Below are 16,397 nucleotides of genomic sequence, written 5' to 3' on the forward strand. Positions count from 1 at the left end.
TTTCGATTTCGTTCGCATGCCCGCCCATAGCCAAAACCTCGCTAACGGCGAATGAACCACACAAATTGAGGAAGAACCCGATTAACTGCAAAGCGACACGGCCTCAAGCGCGCCAAGTCAGAAGGAAAGACCCTCGGCCGCCCCTCCACCCTGAGCGAAAAACAGAAACAGGAAGTGCGCGAGGATCTCGCGACAGGGATGAGCGTTTCCGCTCTCGCCAGAAAATTCGACACCAGCCGCCAGACCATCATGCGCGTCAGGGATGAAGTGCCCGCTTCGTCCAAGCCACAACTTGAGCACGCACCCGTTTCCCTTTCGCCGTTACCCCGCGCAGCAGGATAGTTTTTTCACGTCCCTGTCGAAGGTCTGAGCCGCAAGCTTCAAGCCTTCGACGGTCGTCAGGTACGGGAAGATCGCCTCCGACAGATCGTCGATCGTCAGGCCGCCGCGGATAGCCAGCGCCGCCGTCTGAATGCTGTCAGCTCCTTCCGGCGCAAGAATATGCGCGCCCAGGAGCTTCCGGCTTGCCCCGTCGGCAACCAGCTTGATCAGGCCGCGTGTATCGCGTGCCGCCAGCGCCCGCGGGACATTGTCGAGGGAAAGAACGGACGTGCGAACCGAATGCCCCGCAACACGCGCCTGCGCCTCGGTCATGCCGACGCTCGCCACCTGTGGGTCTGTGAACACGACAGCAGGCATCGCGGAATTGTCATAGCGCAGGCCATCGCCGTTCAACGCGTTCTTGGCGGCGAGCTTGGCGCCATAGGCGGCCATGTAAACGAACTGATCTTTTCCTGTCACGTCTCCGGCGGCATAGACGCCGGTCTTTGAGGTGCGCATGCGGTCATCGACAATGATGGCGCCGGCCGGCGTTGCGGCAATACCCGCCTCAGCCAAGCCAAGGGTTTCGGTGTTCGGGCGGCGTCCCGTTGCCACGAGAATCCGTTCGGCCGTCAGGATTTCCGGCCGACCGTCCCGCGCGATGGTGAGCGCCACACCGCCGTCATCGGTCTTGCGGATGGATTCGTAGGCGATCCCGCTGACGATCCTGATGCCCTCATCGGCCAGGTAGGTTGCAAGCGCCGATCCGATTTCGGGTTCAGCCTCCGGCAGAAGCCGGCTGCGGAATACGAGCGTCACCGCGACGCCGGCCCGCGCGAACGTCTGGGCAAGCTCCGCACCGATATAGCCGCCGCCAAGCACGATCATCGAGCGCGGCAGTTCGGCCAGGGCCAGCGCCGTCGTGCTGTCGAGCGGCGACACGTCGACGATCCCCGGAATTCCCGGCAGGCCTGGGCGCGCGCCCGTCGCGATGATGATCCGTTCGGAGGCGAGGCGCTGGCCCGCGACCTCGACGCCGCCGTCAACGAGGCGGGCCTGCCCTTCGCGATAGACCACATTGTTATACTCCGGCAGCAGATCAGCGTATTTCGCCTGCCGAAGACCCGCAACCAGGGCGTCTTTCTGGGCAATCTGAGCGGCCCAATCGACGACGCGCGCGCCGCTTTCAATGCCATCGAAGCGGGCTTCCGCATCATTGGCGTGACGCACGGCTTCCGTGGCCCGGATCAGGGCTTTCGAGGGCACACAACCGATATTGACGCAGGTGCCGCCAATCGTGCCGTGCCCGACAAGGGCCACTTGCGCGCCTTGTTCGGCGGCCGTGATCGCGGCAGAGAATCCGGCCGAGCCAGCCCCGACGACTACAAGATCGTAACGGCCGTTGCCTTTGCTGGAACTGGGAGCATCACAAGCTTCGCACATCTAACTTATCCCTGTCGTTTGTCATTGATTGAGCAGCAATCGGCATCAGCCGATGGGCCGGAACGGCGGCGCCGATAAAGGTAAAATGCCGCCAGCCCAATAGCAGCGAGTGCGATCGGGATCAGCACATAGCCGGCTGCAGCGAGCCATGCGGAAACCCCGAAGGAGCCCGCAGCGACCAAAAGAAATGGGGCGGCACAACAAATGACGGCGAGAAGCCCGACACCGCCCATGCCGATGAACTTTCCATCCGTCATGCTGAGCCTCCCTACTGCGAAACCTTGGAGGGATAGCCGGCGTTGGTGGTTGCGGTGATCAACGCAGCGACATTTGTCTTGCCGTCGTCAAACCGCACTTTGGCGATCGCCCCATCTGTCGCCTCCGACACGTCAACCGCGAGCACCCCTGACACGTTGCTGAGCGCCCGCTTCACGATCGGGCCGCAAAGTTCGCAGGTGGCATTGGCGACATTCAGCGTGACGGTCTGCTCGGCGGCAAAAGCGGCGCCACTCGCCAGCAGGGACGCGGTGAGAGCGATAAGGTGTAAAGTTTTCATCAGGAACTCCTTGAGGTTAGGCGGTGAGGAAGAACCGCGCTGCATAGGGAAAGCCCACGGCGACGATGATCAGAATCGTTGCGATCCAAAGGCCCATCTTGGCGTTGCGATGGGACGACGGACGCGCGCAGTAGGAGCCCTCGATGCACTCAGCCGCCCTCGGCTTGCGATAGACGAGATAGAAGCCGTAGCCGAGGCAGGCGAGCGCGATCGTGACGAACACGGGCTGATAGGGCTCGAACGCGGTCAGATTGCCGATCCACGCGCCGCTGATGCCGGCAAAGAACAAGACAAAGGGCACCACGCAGCAGGTTGCCGCGCCCAGTGCCGCCACGATGCCGCCAACCGAGAGCAGCGCTGCCTGATCAAAACCCTTTTCGACGGGCTCCAGGGCCGTATCTGCCAGTGGCCGCGCTTCGTTCTGCATCATCGTTCACATGCTCCCGCAATTGATCTATGGTGACCCTAATGCCTGTAGTAACTACAGGGTCAAGCGGGAAAGTTTCACGGTGTTGTGCGAGCTATGTGATGAAACAGGCTGATGAATTTTCGATCGGCGTCCTGTCCGAACGCAGCGGCGTCAACATCGAGACGATTCGCTATTACGAGAGGATCGGCGTCATGCCGAAACCAGCGCGCAGCGCGGGCGGATATCGCGTCTACGGCAACGATCACGCAAGGCGGTTGCATTTCGTGCGGCGCGGCCGTGAGCTCGGCTTCAGCCTCGACGAACTGCGTGGACTGCTTCGCCTGGTCGACGGGCATAGCTACACCTGCCGTGAGGTTCATGACCTCACCATCGAACACCTGAAAGATATCCGTCAGAAAATCGCCGATCTACGACGTCTGGAGCGGGCAATGTCGGATATGGCCGCGCAATGCACCGGCAACCAGGTTCCGGAATGCCCGATCATTGATGCTCTATTCGAGATGCGCCCAGTGGGCCGTTCCCGCTCCGTTCGACCTTAGCGCAGGATTTTGAACTGCTCTTGTTCCGACCCCATATAGGCCACGACCACCATCATCGGGATTGCGAGCACGTTGGAACCGAGCAGCGCGCCAAGGCCTATATCGCTCACGCCGCGAATAGCGCTTGTCGTGTTAATGCCGATCTCGGGCGAGGCAGCGGCGAGACCAACGAAAGAGCCGCCCGCAGCGACCGAGAAACCCCATTGCCGGCGCAGCTTCTTGAGCGGATCGGACAGGTGCTCAGCGCCCCAATGCGCGAGCCATACGGCTGCAAGAAGAACCCCGGCCCAGACGGCGATCATGACGCGCCCCCGATCGCATATCTGAGGTTGCTCATTACGAAGCGGCTCTTCGGTATGGCCGGCAGTCGCGTTATATCGATCCGCAGATCCTGATCCGGCAGGTCGTATTCGATGCTTGCCGCCAGAAATCGGCAGGACAGTTTCATAAGCTCGATCGTCATCCATTCCCCGGAGCAGCGGTGATTCATGTGATGGTCGCCGCCTCCCTGCGGGATGAAGTTGAAGGGACTGCCATCCCAACTCCGAAATCGGTCCGGCCGGAACTCCTCCGGCGCATCCCATGCCCGCGCGTCCCGGTTGGTGCCGTAGAGGTCCAGCATCACGCGCCGTCCCCGGGGAAACCGATAGCCGTTCCATTCGAAATTGTGCCTCGTGCGCGCCATCACCGCCGGAAAAAAGGGATAGAGCCGCCGGATTTCCTGCACGAACAGCTCCGGATATTCGTCGCCGGTTTGAAGTTTCGGGCGGCAGGCCGGGAACCCATGCAGGGCGTGGGCGGCAAAGACAATGAAAACCGCCACGGCTACGGTTGGCCGCAATATGTTCAGCAGTTCCACGGCGGCAATACGCGGGCTGAGAAGAGCGCCGTCCTGATCCCGCCAAGTGGCGATGACACGCGCCGCGCTTCCTTCCGGCGGGCTCAGATCGCCGGCACGAATCTGCTCAACAATGCCCTCGATCCAGCTTTCGCACCGCCTGCGGGATAGGCGCGACCACCAGTGCTTCGGTCCGACCGACCCCGCGTAATCAAACAGCGCCGTCAACTCTGCCGCGCGCCGACCGGCCTCTGCTTCCGGCAGCGGAACCCCGACCCATGCGCAAACAGCTCTCGTCAGGAGTTCTTGCACCTCGTCGTAAAGGATAACCCGGTCCATCGTTGTCCATTTCTGGGCGTAGGTGCGCCACCATTCGGCGGTCAGCTCTTTCAGCGCCTCGATGCGCTCCGGTGTCATAAGCGACATGAACATCTGCTTGCGGTGCCGATGCGCTTCGCCGTCCAGCCCCTGCACGCCGCCCTGCCCGAAGAGGGTTTTCTGAACCCGGCCCGGTGCAGCTCCGCTCCGGGCGAACAAGTCCTGCCGGTAGAACAGTTCGGCCGCCTCGGGGCCGGTCATGCAGATCGTCGGGCGGAGCAGGAGCCGGGTTTGAAAGAGATCGGCCCCGTATCGGCGGCATCTTTTCGAGATAAAGCCGTAAGGGTCCAGGAGCAGGGCCAACGTGCTATCGAAACTCCGGTCGCGCGGGATGCGGGACATCACTCATCCTCCCCGAAACCTGAGCGGAGAAGGCTGAGGCCGCCGCCACTGCGGGGCTACTCTGGACGGTTCTCGGCCAGCGCGGCCGTCGCCGTTTTTTTTCCTCTCAGGCTTTCTCATGCCTTCTTCCTTCCGGCGCGAAAGCCATCGAACATTAGCAACGCCACGCCGCAGACGACCGCCACGTCGGCAAGATTGAAGGCGGGCCAGTGGTAGCCGGCCAGATGAAAATCCAGAAAATCGGTGACGGCTTGAAAGCGCGCGCGGTCGATGACGTTGCCAAGCGCGCCGCCGATGATGAGTCCAAGAGCCACGCTGGCCTGCCGGGTTTCCGACCGCCATAGCCAGACGACAAGTGCGGCCACGATGGCGAGGCTGAGCAGGATCAGCCCCCACCACGGCACGACGCCGCCGAGCATCCCGAAGCTGACGCCGTGATTGCGCACGAGCACAAGGTTTAAGACGGGGATGACTTCAACGCCGTGCGCCAGGGCGGGCGTGCCAAGGGCAAGCGCCTTGGTGCCCTGATCGAGAGAGAACGCCGCCAGGGCGCAGCCTATGCCGACGCCGCGGCCCACCTACGCCGTCTCGCGCAGATCGGCGCGCGCATCGCGCACGATCACCCATGAGGATTGCAGGAACAGACCGGCGATCACTGCCGCCACAACCAGGTCAGGCCAAGCCGTTCCGGTCCATGCGACTAGGCCCGCCGCCACGACGACGGCCGCGTTGCCGATCGCATCATTGCGCGAAAACAGCCAGACTGCCCGCACGTTGGCGTCGCCCGTCCGGTGCGGGATCAGCGCGAGCGCTGCCCCCACATTTACCGCCAGTGCGATGATCCCGAACAGGCCCATCAATCCGGCTTCTGGCTGGTTTTCCACCAGCACGCGGTATGCCGTACTGCCGAGAACCCCCAATCCGAGCACGCCCAGGAACAGCCCCTGAATGAGGGCCGAACGCGCGCGCCAGAGCAGACTCCAGCCGATGGCGAGAATGCCGAGGAAGGTAATCAGCCCGTCGCCGAGGAAATCTAGCGCATCTGCCTTGAGCGCCTGCGATCCCGATATGAAGCCGCCGACCATTTCGATCAGGCCGTAGCCGACATTGAGCACGATCACGATCCAAAGCGCCCGTTTGTAGGCCGGCGTGATGTGGGAAACGTCCTTCGGTAGATCGTCTATGTCGCCTTCGGTTTGCGTGTTGGGGCCATCCAGACGATCGAGCTGATAGCCGATGCCGGAAACGGTGCGTTCGACTTCCGGCAGCCGCGCGGCAGGATCGTTGACGTGCAGCGTCATGATCTGGGTCGCGGTCGAAACCTTTACATTCTCCACGCCGGCCGACCGCACCGCCTTCTCGATCTTGGCAGCGCAGGACGCGCAGTCCATGCCGGTGACGCGGTACCATGCCGTTTCCTGTGCATTAACTACCGAGGGCGCTATGCTCATGATCATCTTCCTTAATTCCGACAGATATGATATCATTGATGGCTGATATGTCGAGCGAAACTGAATTGATGCTGCGGGTCGATACCCGCGTAGTCCAGTTGCGGGCGAAGCTGTTCCGGGGGCTTGGCGATTCTTCGCGGCTGGCGATTCTGGACGCGCTGCGCGCGGGGCCGCGATCGGTCGGGGAGATTGTCGCGAGCACGGGTCTTTCGCAGCCCAACGCCTCGAACCATCTACGTTGCCTGAACGAATGCGGTCTGGTCGCGGGCGAGCAGCGCGGGCGCTTCGTCCATTACCGCCTTAGCGATCCGCATCTGGAAACATTGTTGAGCCTGGCAGACGAGCTGGTGGCTGGAACGGCGCAGGGGGTTTATCCCTGCCGCAACTACGAGCCCGGGAAATCGGACTGATCCCCAGAGAGGGCTGCGCGGCGCATAGAATCGAAAGGCGGGACGCTTCTCAACGCCTCGGATATTTGACCAAGGCGGCGATAACGAGAACCAGTACGTCGAGCACCAGAAGCCAAACGAGCCAGGAACCACGCCAACTTGCGCAAAAAGGCTGGTTTTGCGCGGGTGACCGAAGGCCCAAGCAAATATCTGCGACATGATTTGTAACAGGAATCCGCCCAGGATGATCGGCTACGCCTCATGCTTCTACCCAAAGCCGAGACCTCGACCCGCAGCGCGCCGATCAACGAAGAAGCTTTGAGGTTTTATATCGAGAACGCACAGAGTGCATGAGCGTGCCGACGACGAAGGCGGCGTCGTCGCCAGCCCCTGCGATGAGAGCGGAGGCTCTGTTCCTCTGCCAGGGCCTGCCGACGAAGTAGAGACCGGGAACTGGAGAGACGCCCTCCTGGTGCAGGAGCCGTCCTTCGGCATCCACTGCGCCTTCGATTTTTATCCAGTCGAACTCGTCCCGGTAGCCGGCCGCCCAGACGACCGCCTGCGGCGCTTCGCGCGACCCGTCCGCGAAGACGGCATGGCAGCCGTCGACGGAAACTAGCCTCGGCATCAACACGACGTTCTTTCGAACCAGCGTGGCGTCGTCGTTGCCTCGGTTGGGGAACGGATCGATCCGGCGCATCCTTCTCCCGATGATGCTGTCAGGCTTTGCGCCCAGCAGTCCAAGACGCTTAAGCCACCACCAGGTGCTCTGCCCCAGGATTCGTTCGGGAAAGAGCTTGCGGGGTCGTCCCCTTGCAAGAAGCACGCGATGGCTGGCGGCAAGGGCCAGAGCGGCGTCCCTTCCGCTTGCTCCGTCTCCTACGAGCAGGACGGTTCCTTCGGCAACCGACTCGGCGTTCCAAAAGTCTGAGACGTGTATCTGCTGGATGCCGTCCGGGAATTCATTTACCATAGCCGGCACGCGCGGGACCGAGAACGGCCCGGTGGCCACGATGACCGCCGGGGCAGCATAGATCCTGCCGTCGCTGGACACGGCTTCGAATACGCCGTGTTTCCGACGGAGAGCTGAAATCCGCGTCCCGGTCTCGATACGGTGGCCGCCTACCTTCGCATACCGGGCGAGATATGCCGCGAACTCGTCTTTAGTAGCATATCCCTCCGTATCGCCTGGAAGGGGCAGCCCGGGGAGGCTGCTGATGCTCCGCGGCGTGAAGAGCGTCAGTGTTTCGTAACGCTGCCGCCAGCTATCGCCGACCGCGGCGGCGGCATCTACCAGGAGGTAGTCGACCCCCGCCTTCTTCAGTTCGTTCGCGGCGGCAAGCCCCGCCTGTCCTGCGCCGATGACGAGGACGTTCGTCCGAAGGGGTCCACAGCCGCTGTCGCTGACGTCGCTCGACATGCCGAGGGCCGAACCTGAGTGAGAGCTTGCATGCTCGCAGCAAGCGTTGCGGCCTTCACGATGCTCCTGACGTTCATCGTTCGTCACGTCAGTTTCCGGATGCCTGGTCGGAGATGCTACCGGCTCCCGCCCTCTTCCTCGCACCCTGGAACGGATCGGCAAGCGCCGCCTCTGGGCGGCTGACGGGATACTTGATGCCGGAGATGCTGGCTGCCAGCTTTTCGGGGCCGTTCTTCTCCAGAAGCGTGCGGAAGCTGGGGTGCATTCCTCCGTCGACATAGGCGGTTACGGGAGAGGCCTTGCTCTCCGCCAGGGCGGCGTCGACCTTCTGCTTCTCCGCATCGATCTTCGCCATGATCTGCGGATCCGGCTGCGTGACGGGAATTGGACAAGCTGCCAGTGGATCGCGGGGCTCGCCCCCTTCGAAGGCTGTGTTGAACACGTATCGCCGACCACAGGCCGAGACCTTCGGCTGCTGCTTCGTAAGTTCGAAGGCGTCGTAGCCCTCCTTGAGCATCCGCCAGAACGGCAGGTTCTCATCGCTCCTGTGGAGCGCCATGTTGTCGGCCGTCATGCGGAACGGATAGGCCTGCACCTGGAAGTGGTTCTGACCGGAGGAGAGCGCCTTCGAGACGATCGCGTAAATCTCGCCGACGCCCTGGTCGGTAAGAGCGTAGCATCCTGCGGAGGAACATGCGCCATGGACCATAAGCGCATCCCCCGTATAGCCGAGAGCGGATTCGAGCCGATTGGGATAGCCGAGATTGAAAGACACGTAGTACTGGGACTTCGGGTTCAGCATGCCCGCAGTCACATGATAGAAGCCTTCCGGAGCCTGACGGTCCCCGTTTTTCGTCTTCGGGCCTAGCTTGCCGGACCATCTGCACATCGGATACGTCTTGAGCAGGGCATACCGGCCCGCCCCGTCCATCTTCCAGACCTCAAGCTCGCTTTCCTGCTTGAAGATCCTGACAAGCACAGGGCTTTCGACCTTCATGCCCTTCTTGGACATCTCGGCGATCATCTTGCTCGGGATCTGCGGCGGAGCCTTGGCGGCCCCGTCCAAGGCCATGTCGGCTGCAACGCAGCTCGACAGCAGCAGTCCCACGGCTGCCATGCCCGCGAGACGACGTATCGCATGCTGAAGGGAAGTCTTCCTGCTCCGGACGGTCGCGATCAAGTGCATTCCTCTGACGTCGGTCGATGACTTCGTGCTGCTTTTCGAGACCAAGGTCCCCCTCATGTCGCTCGAAGACCACCGTAGAACATGACGGATCGTCGAAACTGCGCCATCCTAAAACCTCTAGCGGCTTTAGCTGCAAGAGGAAAAGTGAACCGTATCACCGCGCGTGCTCGAGCTGTTGCAGGGAATGTTGACCTCACGATGGCGGGTGGTCGCGCTGGATGAACTGCAAATAACAAGAGGATCCAAATGCTGACGATCGGCGACCTGGCGAAGACAACCGGCGTGAAGGTGCCTACCATCCGCTACTACGAGCAGATGGGTCTGCTTTCGCATGCAGAACGTTCCGAGGGCAACCAGCGCCGCTACTCCAGGAGCCAGCGCGACAGACTTTCGTTCATCAAGCATGCGCGGGAACTTGGACTGACGATCGAGGCGATCCGCGAGCTGATCGACCTCAGCCAGCATCCCGAGAAGCCGTGCGCGGAAGCCGATCGTATTGCGGCGGAGCAGCTTGCGACGGTACGCCAGAAGATCGCGAAGCTGAAGAAGCTGGAGGCGGAGCTCGAGCGGATTTCGACCCATTGCCACTCCAACCATGTGCGCGACTGCTACGTTATCAGGGCGCTGGCCAACCATGACCTGTGCGAGACGGATCACGATTAAGTCGACGAGCGACACCATCGAACTCCGAAGCGGCAAGACTTCGGCCATTAGGATTTTATTGACCATACTCGCTTCTACTAGGGCTTCCGGATCCGACCGCGATCCGTTGTAGCGTGCAGGAGTGTGCGGTGAGCGAGTACTGGAAGGGCATCGTCGGCCGTGTCGTAGCGACGGCTTTTCGAAGCGTCGCGGGAAGAACCTGCACTGCAGCTCTGACTGCGATGGCGATCTGCGGCTCGCCGGGCGCCGCAGCCGCGGAGGAACGAGCGCTGAAGCTCTTCTTCACGCACACTGGCGAACGGGCGACCATCACCTACAAGCGCGACGGCCGGTTCGACCAGAAGGGCCTTGCGCAGGTAAACCGCTTCCTCCGGGACTGGCGAAAGAACGAGCCGGCCCGCATGGATCCGCGCCTCCTCGATCTCGTCTGGGAGATCTACGGCCGGAGCGGCGCCAAGGACTACATCCATATCGTCTCTGCGTATCGTTCGCCCGCCACAAACAAGATGCTGCGCGGCCGCTCGCGGAGTTCCGGCGTCGCGAAGAACAGCCAGCACACGCTCGGCAAGGCGATGGACTTCTACATTCCAGGCGTCAAGCTCTCCAAGCTCCGGGCGCTGGCGATGCAGGCCCAAGTCGGCGGCGTCGGCTACTATCCCACATCCGGATCGCCCTTCGTTCACCTCGACGTCGGGAACGTCCGAGCATGGCCCCGCATGTCCCGCCAGGAACTCGCAAACATCTTCCCGGACGGCAAGACGATGCATCTTCCATCCAACGGAAAGCCCCTGCCCGGCTACCAGCAGGCGGTCGCGGACTACAAGCGGCGCGTGGGTTCGAAGTCGATCGAGATCGCCAGCACCGCTGGCGGGAGACGCTCGTCCAGCGCCGCAAGCAGCCTTCTCACCGCAATGCTGCCGACACCGAAAAGCCGCGCACAGGAGGCTCTGGACCTACAGGGAGGAGCGCTCGTCCAGGATCTTGACGAACCCAACCCAAGCTACGTAGACCTTGCCTCCTTTGCCGTCCCCCTCCCTATGCTTCGGCCTGCCGCCATCGCGGAGGCTGCTCCCGTGGAGACGGCGTCTCTGGGACCGGTCACGGCTCTAACTCCCGTCACTCTCGGCGGAGAGATGCCGCTCTCGAACCTGCGGCAGCCGTCGACCGACACGCTCGGGTTCCTTCGGTCGGAGATGGATGACGAAGACGAATTCGACTCCGAGGAAGCGATCATCTCTTGGGCGCTTTCGCCTCCTGGAAGCTCGACGGGCATGAGAGCGCCGGCGTTCCTCTTCCAGTCCGGCGCGACCGAAGCCGGCGTTCCTTCGAACGACGCACCGGTCCCCATGCCTGATGAGCCGAAATTCGATACGGGACGCTTCTGGTCGGGCAGCTAGTTATTGTTGGCCAATCGAGCCTTACAGGCGGTTTGAAGATCGAAAGAAATGACGAAGGCGCTCGACCCGTTTCCGAGGAGCGCCTTCGTGGACCCGGACAACTGCAAACGCGCGGCCGAGAGCGGCGCTGCAGGCAGTCATCTATGACGGGTGGTGAACCCTGGATATGAGCTGGCTGCCTCAGTTTCAAGGGCTTCGGCCTTGGTCACCTGCCATCTCAGGGCTTCGAGTGTGCCGTGTGGTCCTCGGCGGGAACCGGCGTCGACGCCTTGGCCTGGACGACGAATTCCACCTCGACCTGGCCTGCCTTCTCGAACTGCAGGGTCGCCGTGAACTTCTCGCCTTCGGCGGGGCGCTGCTTCGGGTTCACGAGCATGATATGGGCGCCGCCAGGCTGCAGGTTCAAGGATTCTCCTGCGGGAATCTCGATGCCGCCTCTTGCTGGACGCATGCGGGCGACGCCGTCTACGAGCGAGGATTCATGCAGTTCCAGCCGTTCGGCGACAGGAGTGCTACCGCCGACAAGTCGATCGGGCTCGCTGCCTGTGTTGACGATGGTGAGATATCCTCCAAGAACCGGTGCGACGGGAGGCGCTTTGGCAGACCACGGGTGCTTGAGCTCGAGGCTTCCCACCTTGAAGTCGTGGGCCGCGGAGATGCCTGGAAGACCTGCCGCGGTCACGACCGCTGCAAGTGCCAAGGCCTTGATGGTTCTGTGCTTCATGACTTCAACTCCATATGCTCGGGATACTCTTTGGTCATCTATTCGAACATTTCCGCAGGACTCGCCATCACTATCTGATCGGACGCAGCAGGCGCAGCGCGTTCATGGTCACCAGCACGGTTGCTCCGGTATCGGCAAGGATGGCTGGCCATAGCCCGGTAATCCCTAGAATCGTCGTGACCAGAAAGACAGCCTTAAGGCCGAGCGCGATGGTGATGTTCTGGTAGATGTTGCGCATCGTGCGCTTCGAGAGATCGACCATGAGGCCGACGTCGCCCACCCTCCCATGCAGAACCGCTGCATCCGCAGTCTCCAACGCTACGTCGGTTCCGCCGCCCATGGCAATTCCGACGTCCGCGGCGGCAAGGGCCGGGGCGTCGTTGATACCGTCGCCGATCTTGCCGACCACGAAGCCTTCCCGCTTGAGTTCGCCGACGATCCGCTGCTTGTCTTCAGGCATCAGTTCGGCGCGGACCTCGATACCGAGATGAGCTCCGATGGCGGTGGCTGTCCGCTCGTTATCGCCTGTCAGCATGACAGTTTTGATGCCCGCATCGGTCAGCGTCTTGAGCCCCGCCACGGCGTCGGCCCGCGGCTCGTCGCGCATTGCGATCGCCCCCGCGAGGACGTTTCCGATGACGAGAACGGAGACGGTCTTCCCGTCGTCGTTGAGGGACGTGATCGTCTTCGAATGCGCCATAGGCATCGAAACACGTTCGGCGGCGGCCTTTGGCGAGCCGAAAAACACCTCGACCCCGTCGATTACTGCGGTCACGCCCTTTCCGCCGAGCGCCTTCGCGTCGGTGGCTGCCGGAGCATCGATCCCGTCCTCGTCGGCCCTTTCGAGCACCGCCAACGCGAGCGGATGGCTTGATCCCATTTCGAGCGCGGCTGCATAGCGCAGGACCTCGTGGACCTTTCGGCCGAACGGCACGACGTCGGTCACCTTCGGCTTGCCTTCCGTGAGCGTGCCCGTCTTGTCGAAGGCGATGGCGGTAAGCTTGCCAAGCCCTTCAAGAACGGCGCCGCCCTTCAGGAGCAGTCCGCGGCGCGCACCTGACGACAGCGATGCGGCGATGGCGGCCGGCGTCGAGATGACGAGGGCACACGGGCAGCCGATCAGAAGAACTGCGAGCCCCTTGTAGACCCATTCGCTCCAGACGCCGCTGCCGAGAAGCGGAGGGACGATGGCGACCAGCGCCGCCACGACGACGACGGCCGGCGTGTAGTAGCGGGAGAAGCGATCGATGAAACGTTCGGTCGGAGCTTTCAATTCCTGGGCTTCCTCGACGAGCCGTACGACGCGGGCAATGGTGTTGTCGGCGGCGGCTGCCGTAACTTTTATACGTAGCGCAGCATCGCCATTGACCGTACCCGCGAAGACGTTGTCTTCGACAGCCTTCTGGACGGGAATGCTCTCACCTGTAACAGGGGATTCGTCGACTGAACTCTCGCCCGCGACGATCACGCCGTCGGCGGAGATCCGGTCGCCAGGGCGGACGAGGATGGTTGAACCCACTTCAAGCGTCTCTGCGGGAACTTCACGGATCTTCCCGGCCTCCTCCAGCAACGCCGTCTTGGGTACCAGGGCCGTGAGCGACCTAATGCTGTCGCGCGCCTTGCCCGCAGCCACGCCCTCGAGCAGCTCGCCGACCAGGAACAGTAAGACGACGGCGGCCGCCTCCTCCGTGGCGTCAATGAATAGCGCGCCGACGGCGGCGATAGTCATCAGCATCTCGATCGAGAACGGAGTGCCTGCCATTGCCGCCATGATGGCGCGCCGCGCGATCGGAACGAGACCGACCAGCATTGCGACGATGAAGGCATAGGTCGCAATGTCAGGGAACAGAAGACCGATGCCGTAGGCGAGTACGAGTGCTGTGCCTGCCATGATGGTCAGGCGGCCTTTCCTGCTGCTCCACCACGGTCCTTCGGACGGGCTGTGGTCGTGGCCACCATGGTCGGCGTGATGTTCGATCTCGGGGCCTGCACCAAGCGCGTGTTCCGTCACCGGGGCAGCAGAAGCCGACCTCGGACGGATTGGCGTCGCCTGAAATCCCAGCCCTGAAAGTTTAGTGCCTACGGCCTCGAGGTCGATGGTGTCGTCGTGGGTGACCGTCATTGTACCGGCCGTCACGGAAACGGCCACGTCGGAGATGCCCGGCATGCGCCTGACGGCCGTGTCGATCTTTCTCGCGCAGGAAGCGCAGTCCATCCCGTCGACGCGGAATTTCGTCTGTGTCGGCCCATTCATGCGCGGGATCCTCTTGCTGTCCATGAGGATGGTCTACGACCTCTAGCCGCTAGAGGTGCAAGAGGATTTTTCATTTTCTGTACTGCCGCCCATCAAAGTCGTTGGGTTAGTTGCGGGATCAGGCAGCCAGCAGAGTTTCAAGACCAGCCGAGACAAGAGTGAAGAGAACGAAGCCTGCCACGAAAGCGACCACCGAAGAGCGATTGTCCCGCCGCGCATACCCTGAGCCATAGTCCTTGCCATGGCCGACAAGGCTGCGCGGGCCGATGCTCTGGAGAGCGAAGTGCAGATCTCAAGGCGAGAAACGCCGATGCTGATGGACGCATCGAACGACTGACCCAGATCCTGAAAGCCTTCGATCGGGCCCGCTTCGGCCGGCGATCGGAGAAGCTTGGCTCCCCAACCGTCGACGACGAGCAGCAGGCCTTTGACTTCGAGGAAATCGAGACCGGCATCGCTGCGAGCCGAGCCAAGGTCAACAAGGGCACAGCCCATCCGTATGGCAAACGTCAGCCGCGGCCGCGCAAAGGCTTCGCACCTCACCTGGAGCGGGTCGAGGTGGTGATCGAGCCAGATGAACTGCCCGAACACGCCGGCAAGCAGAAGGTGCTGGTCGGGGAAGACGTCTCTGAACGGCTGGATGTCGTGCCAGCGAAGTTCCGGGTCATCGTCACCCGCCGACCGAAGTATGCCTTCAAAAACGAAGACGGTGTCATTCAGGCTCTCGCGCCCGCGCACATCATCGAGGGCGGCATTCCGACGGAAGCACTTCTGGCTCAGATCGCCGTCTCGAAGTATGCCGACGGTCTGCCGCTCTATCGGCAGGAGGCGATCTATGCTCGCAAACTAGGTCGAGCTCGATCGTAAGTTGATGGCCGCTGCAATTTATTAAATCCTCGGTTTGCCGCTCTCTTCCTGATCACTCATGTTGTCGGCAACTGGCGTCCGTCGCCAGGCGCCAAAATGGCACGTAAAATCAGTGCAATCCCCACCGCTACCATAGGTATAGAAAGAATCTGACCCATAGTGAGCCCGGCTAGAAGAAAGCCAAGAAAAGCGTCAGGCTCTCGGAACAGTTCTACCGTGATGCGGCTCAATCCATACCCGAGCAGAAAAACTCCGGTGATTAATCCTAAACGCTTCCGGATTGATTGCCGGTGAACGAGGACAACGAGAACGACGAATAGCACCAGCCCCTCGAGGAACGCCTCGTAAAGCTGACTGGGGTGGCGAGGCAGATCGCCTGCTCCCGGAAAAACCATAGCCCAAGGCGCGTCAGTCACGCGGCCCCAAAGCTCGCCGTTGATAAAGTTGGCCAACCTACCGAAGAAAAGTCCAATAGGGACCGTTGGAGCAACAATATCGGCAATCTTGAGCAGCGGGAGTTCGTTCTTCCAGGCAAAAATGATGATAGCAGCGGTCACGCCCACGAGGCCACCGTGAAACGACATGCCGCCGTGCCACAGCACAAGGATGCTCAAGGGCTTCTGGAGATAGGCATCCAGCTCATAGAACAGCACATACCCAAACCGTCCCCCAAGAATGATGCCGAACGTGATCCAGAGCACGAGGCTTTCGATATCTGTAGAAGCGGGTCGCCCGCCGTAGAGCCGGGCAAGATAGAGAGCATATCGCCATCCCGCTACAATGCCGACGAGGTAAGCGAGGCCATACCAACGGATGGAGATCGGGCCGATCTCAACCAAAACAGGGTCAATGGCGGGGAAAGTCAAAGGAAGTAGATCCATGATTGCTCCGGAATTCTGTTCAAGCTCGGCGTCAGGTGATTGAGCGGACTGCTAACCTGGGCACCTATTGCGGGATGCAAGACGCGCCACCCGGACGACCACTCACGACATTTCAACACGCGTCCGGGGGCGATCAGCAGCGAGAAACCGAGGCGAATAGCTGTCGAACACGCGGTTTCAAGCGCCTGTCATCGCGCCGCCCTCTTCGGAAGGTCGTTGACACATCACAGCTGGATTTCAATCGGGGCATACTCCGATCTTGGATCCAGCTGCGGAAACAACCCAACCGTGATCAACGGTGAGCGCGACACCCAGTAC

The 16,397-nt window shown here is 61.8% G+C and carries 17 protein-coding genes and 2 pseudogenes; 6 read left to right on the plus strand and 13 right to left on the minus strand.

What is annotated here, in order from left to right:
* Window positions 1-99: 99 nt before the first annotated feature.
* Window positions 100-342: pseudogene (locus FN060_RS02530) on the plus strand (helix-turn-helix domain-containing protein); the annotation flags it as partial.
* Here the strand turns inward: FN060_RS02530 and merA are convergent.
* The 4 genes from merA to FN060_RS02550 are packed head-to-tail and all read right to left on the minus strand — an operon-like array spanning window position 322 to window position 2,750.
* Window positions 322-1,764 (minus strand): mercury(II) reductase, encoded by a 1,443-nt coding sequence (gene merA, locus FN060_RS02535; RefSeq protein WP_052642669.1) that lies wholly within the window; start codon window positions 1,762-1,764, stop codon window positions 322-324. The pseudogene FN060_RS02530 and the gene merA sit on opposite strands and share 21 nt — an antisense overlap.
* A 5-nt stretch (window positions 1,765-1,769) precedes the next feature.
* Window positions 1,770-2,021, minus strand: a complete 252-nt coding sequence (locus FN060_RS02540) for a mercury resistance system transport protein MerF (RefSeq protein ID WP_052642671.1) — start codon at window positions 2,019-2,021, stop codon at window positions 1,770-1,772.
* Window positions 2,022-2,032: 11 nt separating this feature from the next.
* Window positions 2,033-2,320, minus strand: coding sequence for a cation transporter (locus FN060_RS02545; RefSeq protein WP_077548684.1), 288 nt, complete (start codon window positions 2,318-2,320; stop codon window positions 2,033-2,035).
* Between the two features lie 16 nt (window positions 2,321-2,336).
* Window positions 2,337-2,750: a mercuric transporter MerT family protein gene (locus tag FN060_RS02550; protein WP_052642675.1), complete on the minus strand. Its 414-nt coding sequence runs from the start codon at window positions 2,748-2,750 to the stop codon at window positions 2,337-2,339.
* Window positions 2,751-2,848: 98 nt separating this feature from the next.
* On the opposite strand from FN060_RS02550, the gene FN060_RS02555 reads away from it, so the two are divergent.
* On the plus strand, window positions 2,849-3,289 hold the full coding sequence (locus tag FN060_RS02555; RefSeq protein ID WP_142586769.1) for a MerR family transcriptional regulator: 441 nt from the start codon (window positions 2,849-2,851) through the stop codon (window positions 3,287-3,289).
* On the opposite strand, the gene FN060_RS02560 is transcribed toward FN060_RS02555, so the two are convergent.
* The 4 genes from FN060_RS02560 to FN060_RS02575 all read right to left on the minus strand — a co-directional run bounded on the left by FN060_RS02560 (window position 3,286) and on the right by FN060_RS02575 (window position 6,298).
* Window positions 3,286-3,591, minus strand: a complete 306-nt coding sequence (locus FN060_RS02560; protein WP_052642678.1) for a hypothetical protein — start codon at window positions 3,589-3,591, stop codon at window positions 3,286-3,288. The genes FN060_RS02555 and FN060_RS02560 overlap by 4 nt on opposite strands.
* Window positions 3,588-4,847, minus strand: a complete 1,260-nt coding sequence (locus FN060_RS02565; RefSeq protein ID WP_142586770.1) for a cytochrome P450 — start codon at window positions 4,845-4,847, stop codon at window positions 3,588-3,590. Before FN060_RS02565 ends, FN060_RS02560 begins: the two co-directional genes overlap by 4 nt.
* A gap of 116 nt (window positions 4,848-4,963) precedes the next feature.
* The gene (lspA, locus tag FN060_RS02570; RefSeq protein ID WP_052642682.1) at window positions 4,964-5,425 is read right to left on the minus strand and encodes a signal peptidase II; all 462 of its coding nucleotides are present in this window, start codon (window positions 5,423-5,425) and stop codon (window positions 4,964-4,966) included.
* A complete protein-coding gene (locus FN060_RS02575) occupies window positions 5,426-6,298 on the minus strand; it encodes a cation efflux transmembrane domain-containing protein (RefSeq protein ID WP_052642956.1) in 873 nt (290 codons plus the stop codon). It lies immediately after the preceding gene.
* A gap of 38 nt (window positions 6,299-6,336) precedes the next feature.
* Here FN060_RS02575 and FN060_RS02580 point away from each other — a divergent pair, with 38 nt between their 5' ends.
* Window positions 6,337-6,708: an ArsR/SmtB family transcription factor gene (locus FN060_RS02580; protein WP_425312133.1), complete on the plus strand. Its 372-nt coding sequence runs from the start codon at window positions 6,337-6,339 to the stop codon at window positions 6,706-6,708.
* Between the two features lie 283 nt (window positions 6,709-6,991).
* Here FN060_RS02580 and FN060_RS02585 read toward each other — a convergent pair whose 3' ends face one another.
* On the minus strand, window positions 6,992-8,194 hold the full coding sequence (locus FN060_RS02585) for a flavin-containing monooxygenase (RefSeq protein ID WP_052642684.1): 1,203 nt from the start codon (window positions 8,192-8,194) through the stop codon (window positions 6,992-6,994).
* A gap of 1 nt (window position 8,195) precedes the next feature.
* Window positions 8,196-9,293, minus strand: a complete 1,098-nt coding sequence (locus tag FN060_RS02590) for a L,D-transpeptidase family protein (RefSeq protein WP_052642685.1) — start codon at window positions 9,291-9,293, stop codon at window positions 8,196-8,198.
* A gap of 246 nt (window positions 9,294-9,539) precedes the next feature.
* Here FN060_RS02590 and FN060_RS02595 point away from each other — a divergent pair, with 246 nt between their 5' ends.
* Together FN060_RS02595 and FN060_RS02600 are read left to right on the plus strand one after the other, a co-directional pair.
* Complete coding sequence (locus FN060_RS02595; RefSeq protein WP_142586771.1) at window positions 9,540-9,956, plus strand: MerR family transcriptional regulator; 417 nt, start codon at window positions 9,540-9,542, stop codon at window positions 9,954-9,956.
* Window positions 9,957-10,084: 128 nt separating this feature from the next.
* A complete protein-coding gene (locus tag FN060_RS02600; protein WP_413243655.1) occupies window positions 10,085-11,353 on the plus strand; it encodes a peptidoglycan L,D-endopeptidase MepK in 1,269 nt (422 codons plus the stop codon).
* A gap of 217 nt (window positions 11,354-11,570) precedes the next feature.
* On the opposite strand, the gene FN060_RS02605 is transcribed toward FN060_RS02600, so the two are convergent.
* Both FN060_RS02605 and FN060_RS02610 read right to left on the minus strand, forming a co-directional pair.
* A complete protein-coding gene (locus FN060_RS02605) occupies window positions 11,571-12,077 on the minus strand; it encodes a copper chaperone PCu(A)C (protein ID WP_142586772.1) in 507 nt (168 codons plus the stop codon).
* Window positions 12,078-12,147: 70 nt separating this feature from the next.
* Entirely contained in the window at window positions 12,148-14,331 is a 2,184-nt protein-coding gene (locus FN060_RS02610; protein ID WP_142586773.1) for a heavy metal translocating P-type ATPase, read from the minus strand.
* 229 nt (window positions 14,332-14,560) lie between these two features.
* Here FN060_RS02610 and FN060_RS02615 point away from each other — a divergent pair.
* Window positions 14,561-15,208, plus strand: a pseudogene (locus tag FN060_RS02615) (transposase domain-containing protein); the annotation flags it as partial.
* 46 nt (window positions 15,209-15,254) lie between these two features.
* Here the strand turns inward: FN060_RS02615 and lgt are convergent.
* On the minus strand, window positions 15,255-16,079 hold the full coding sequence (gene lgt / locus FN060_RS02620; protein WP_077546288.1) for a prolipoprotein diacylglyceryl transferase: 825 nt from the start codon (window positions 16,077-16,079) through the stop codon (window positions 15,255-15,257).
* Window positions 16,080-16,397 lie beyond the last annotated feature (318 nt).

The organism is Pseudorhizobium halotolerans (assembly GCF_902153235.2).
Lineage (GTDB): Bacteria > Pseudomonadota > Alphaproteobacteria > Rhizobiales > Rhizobiaceae > Neorhizobium > Neorhizobium flavum.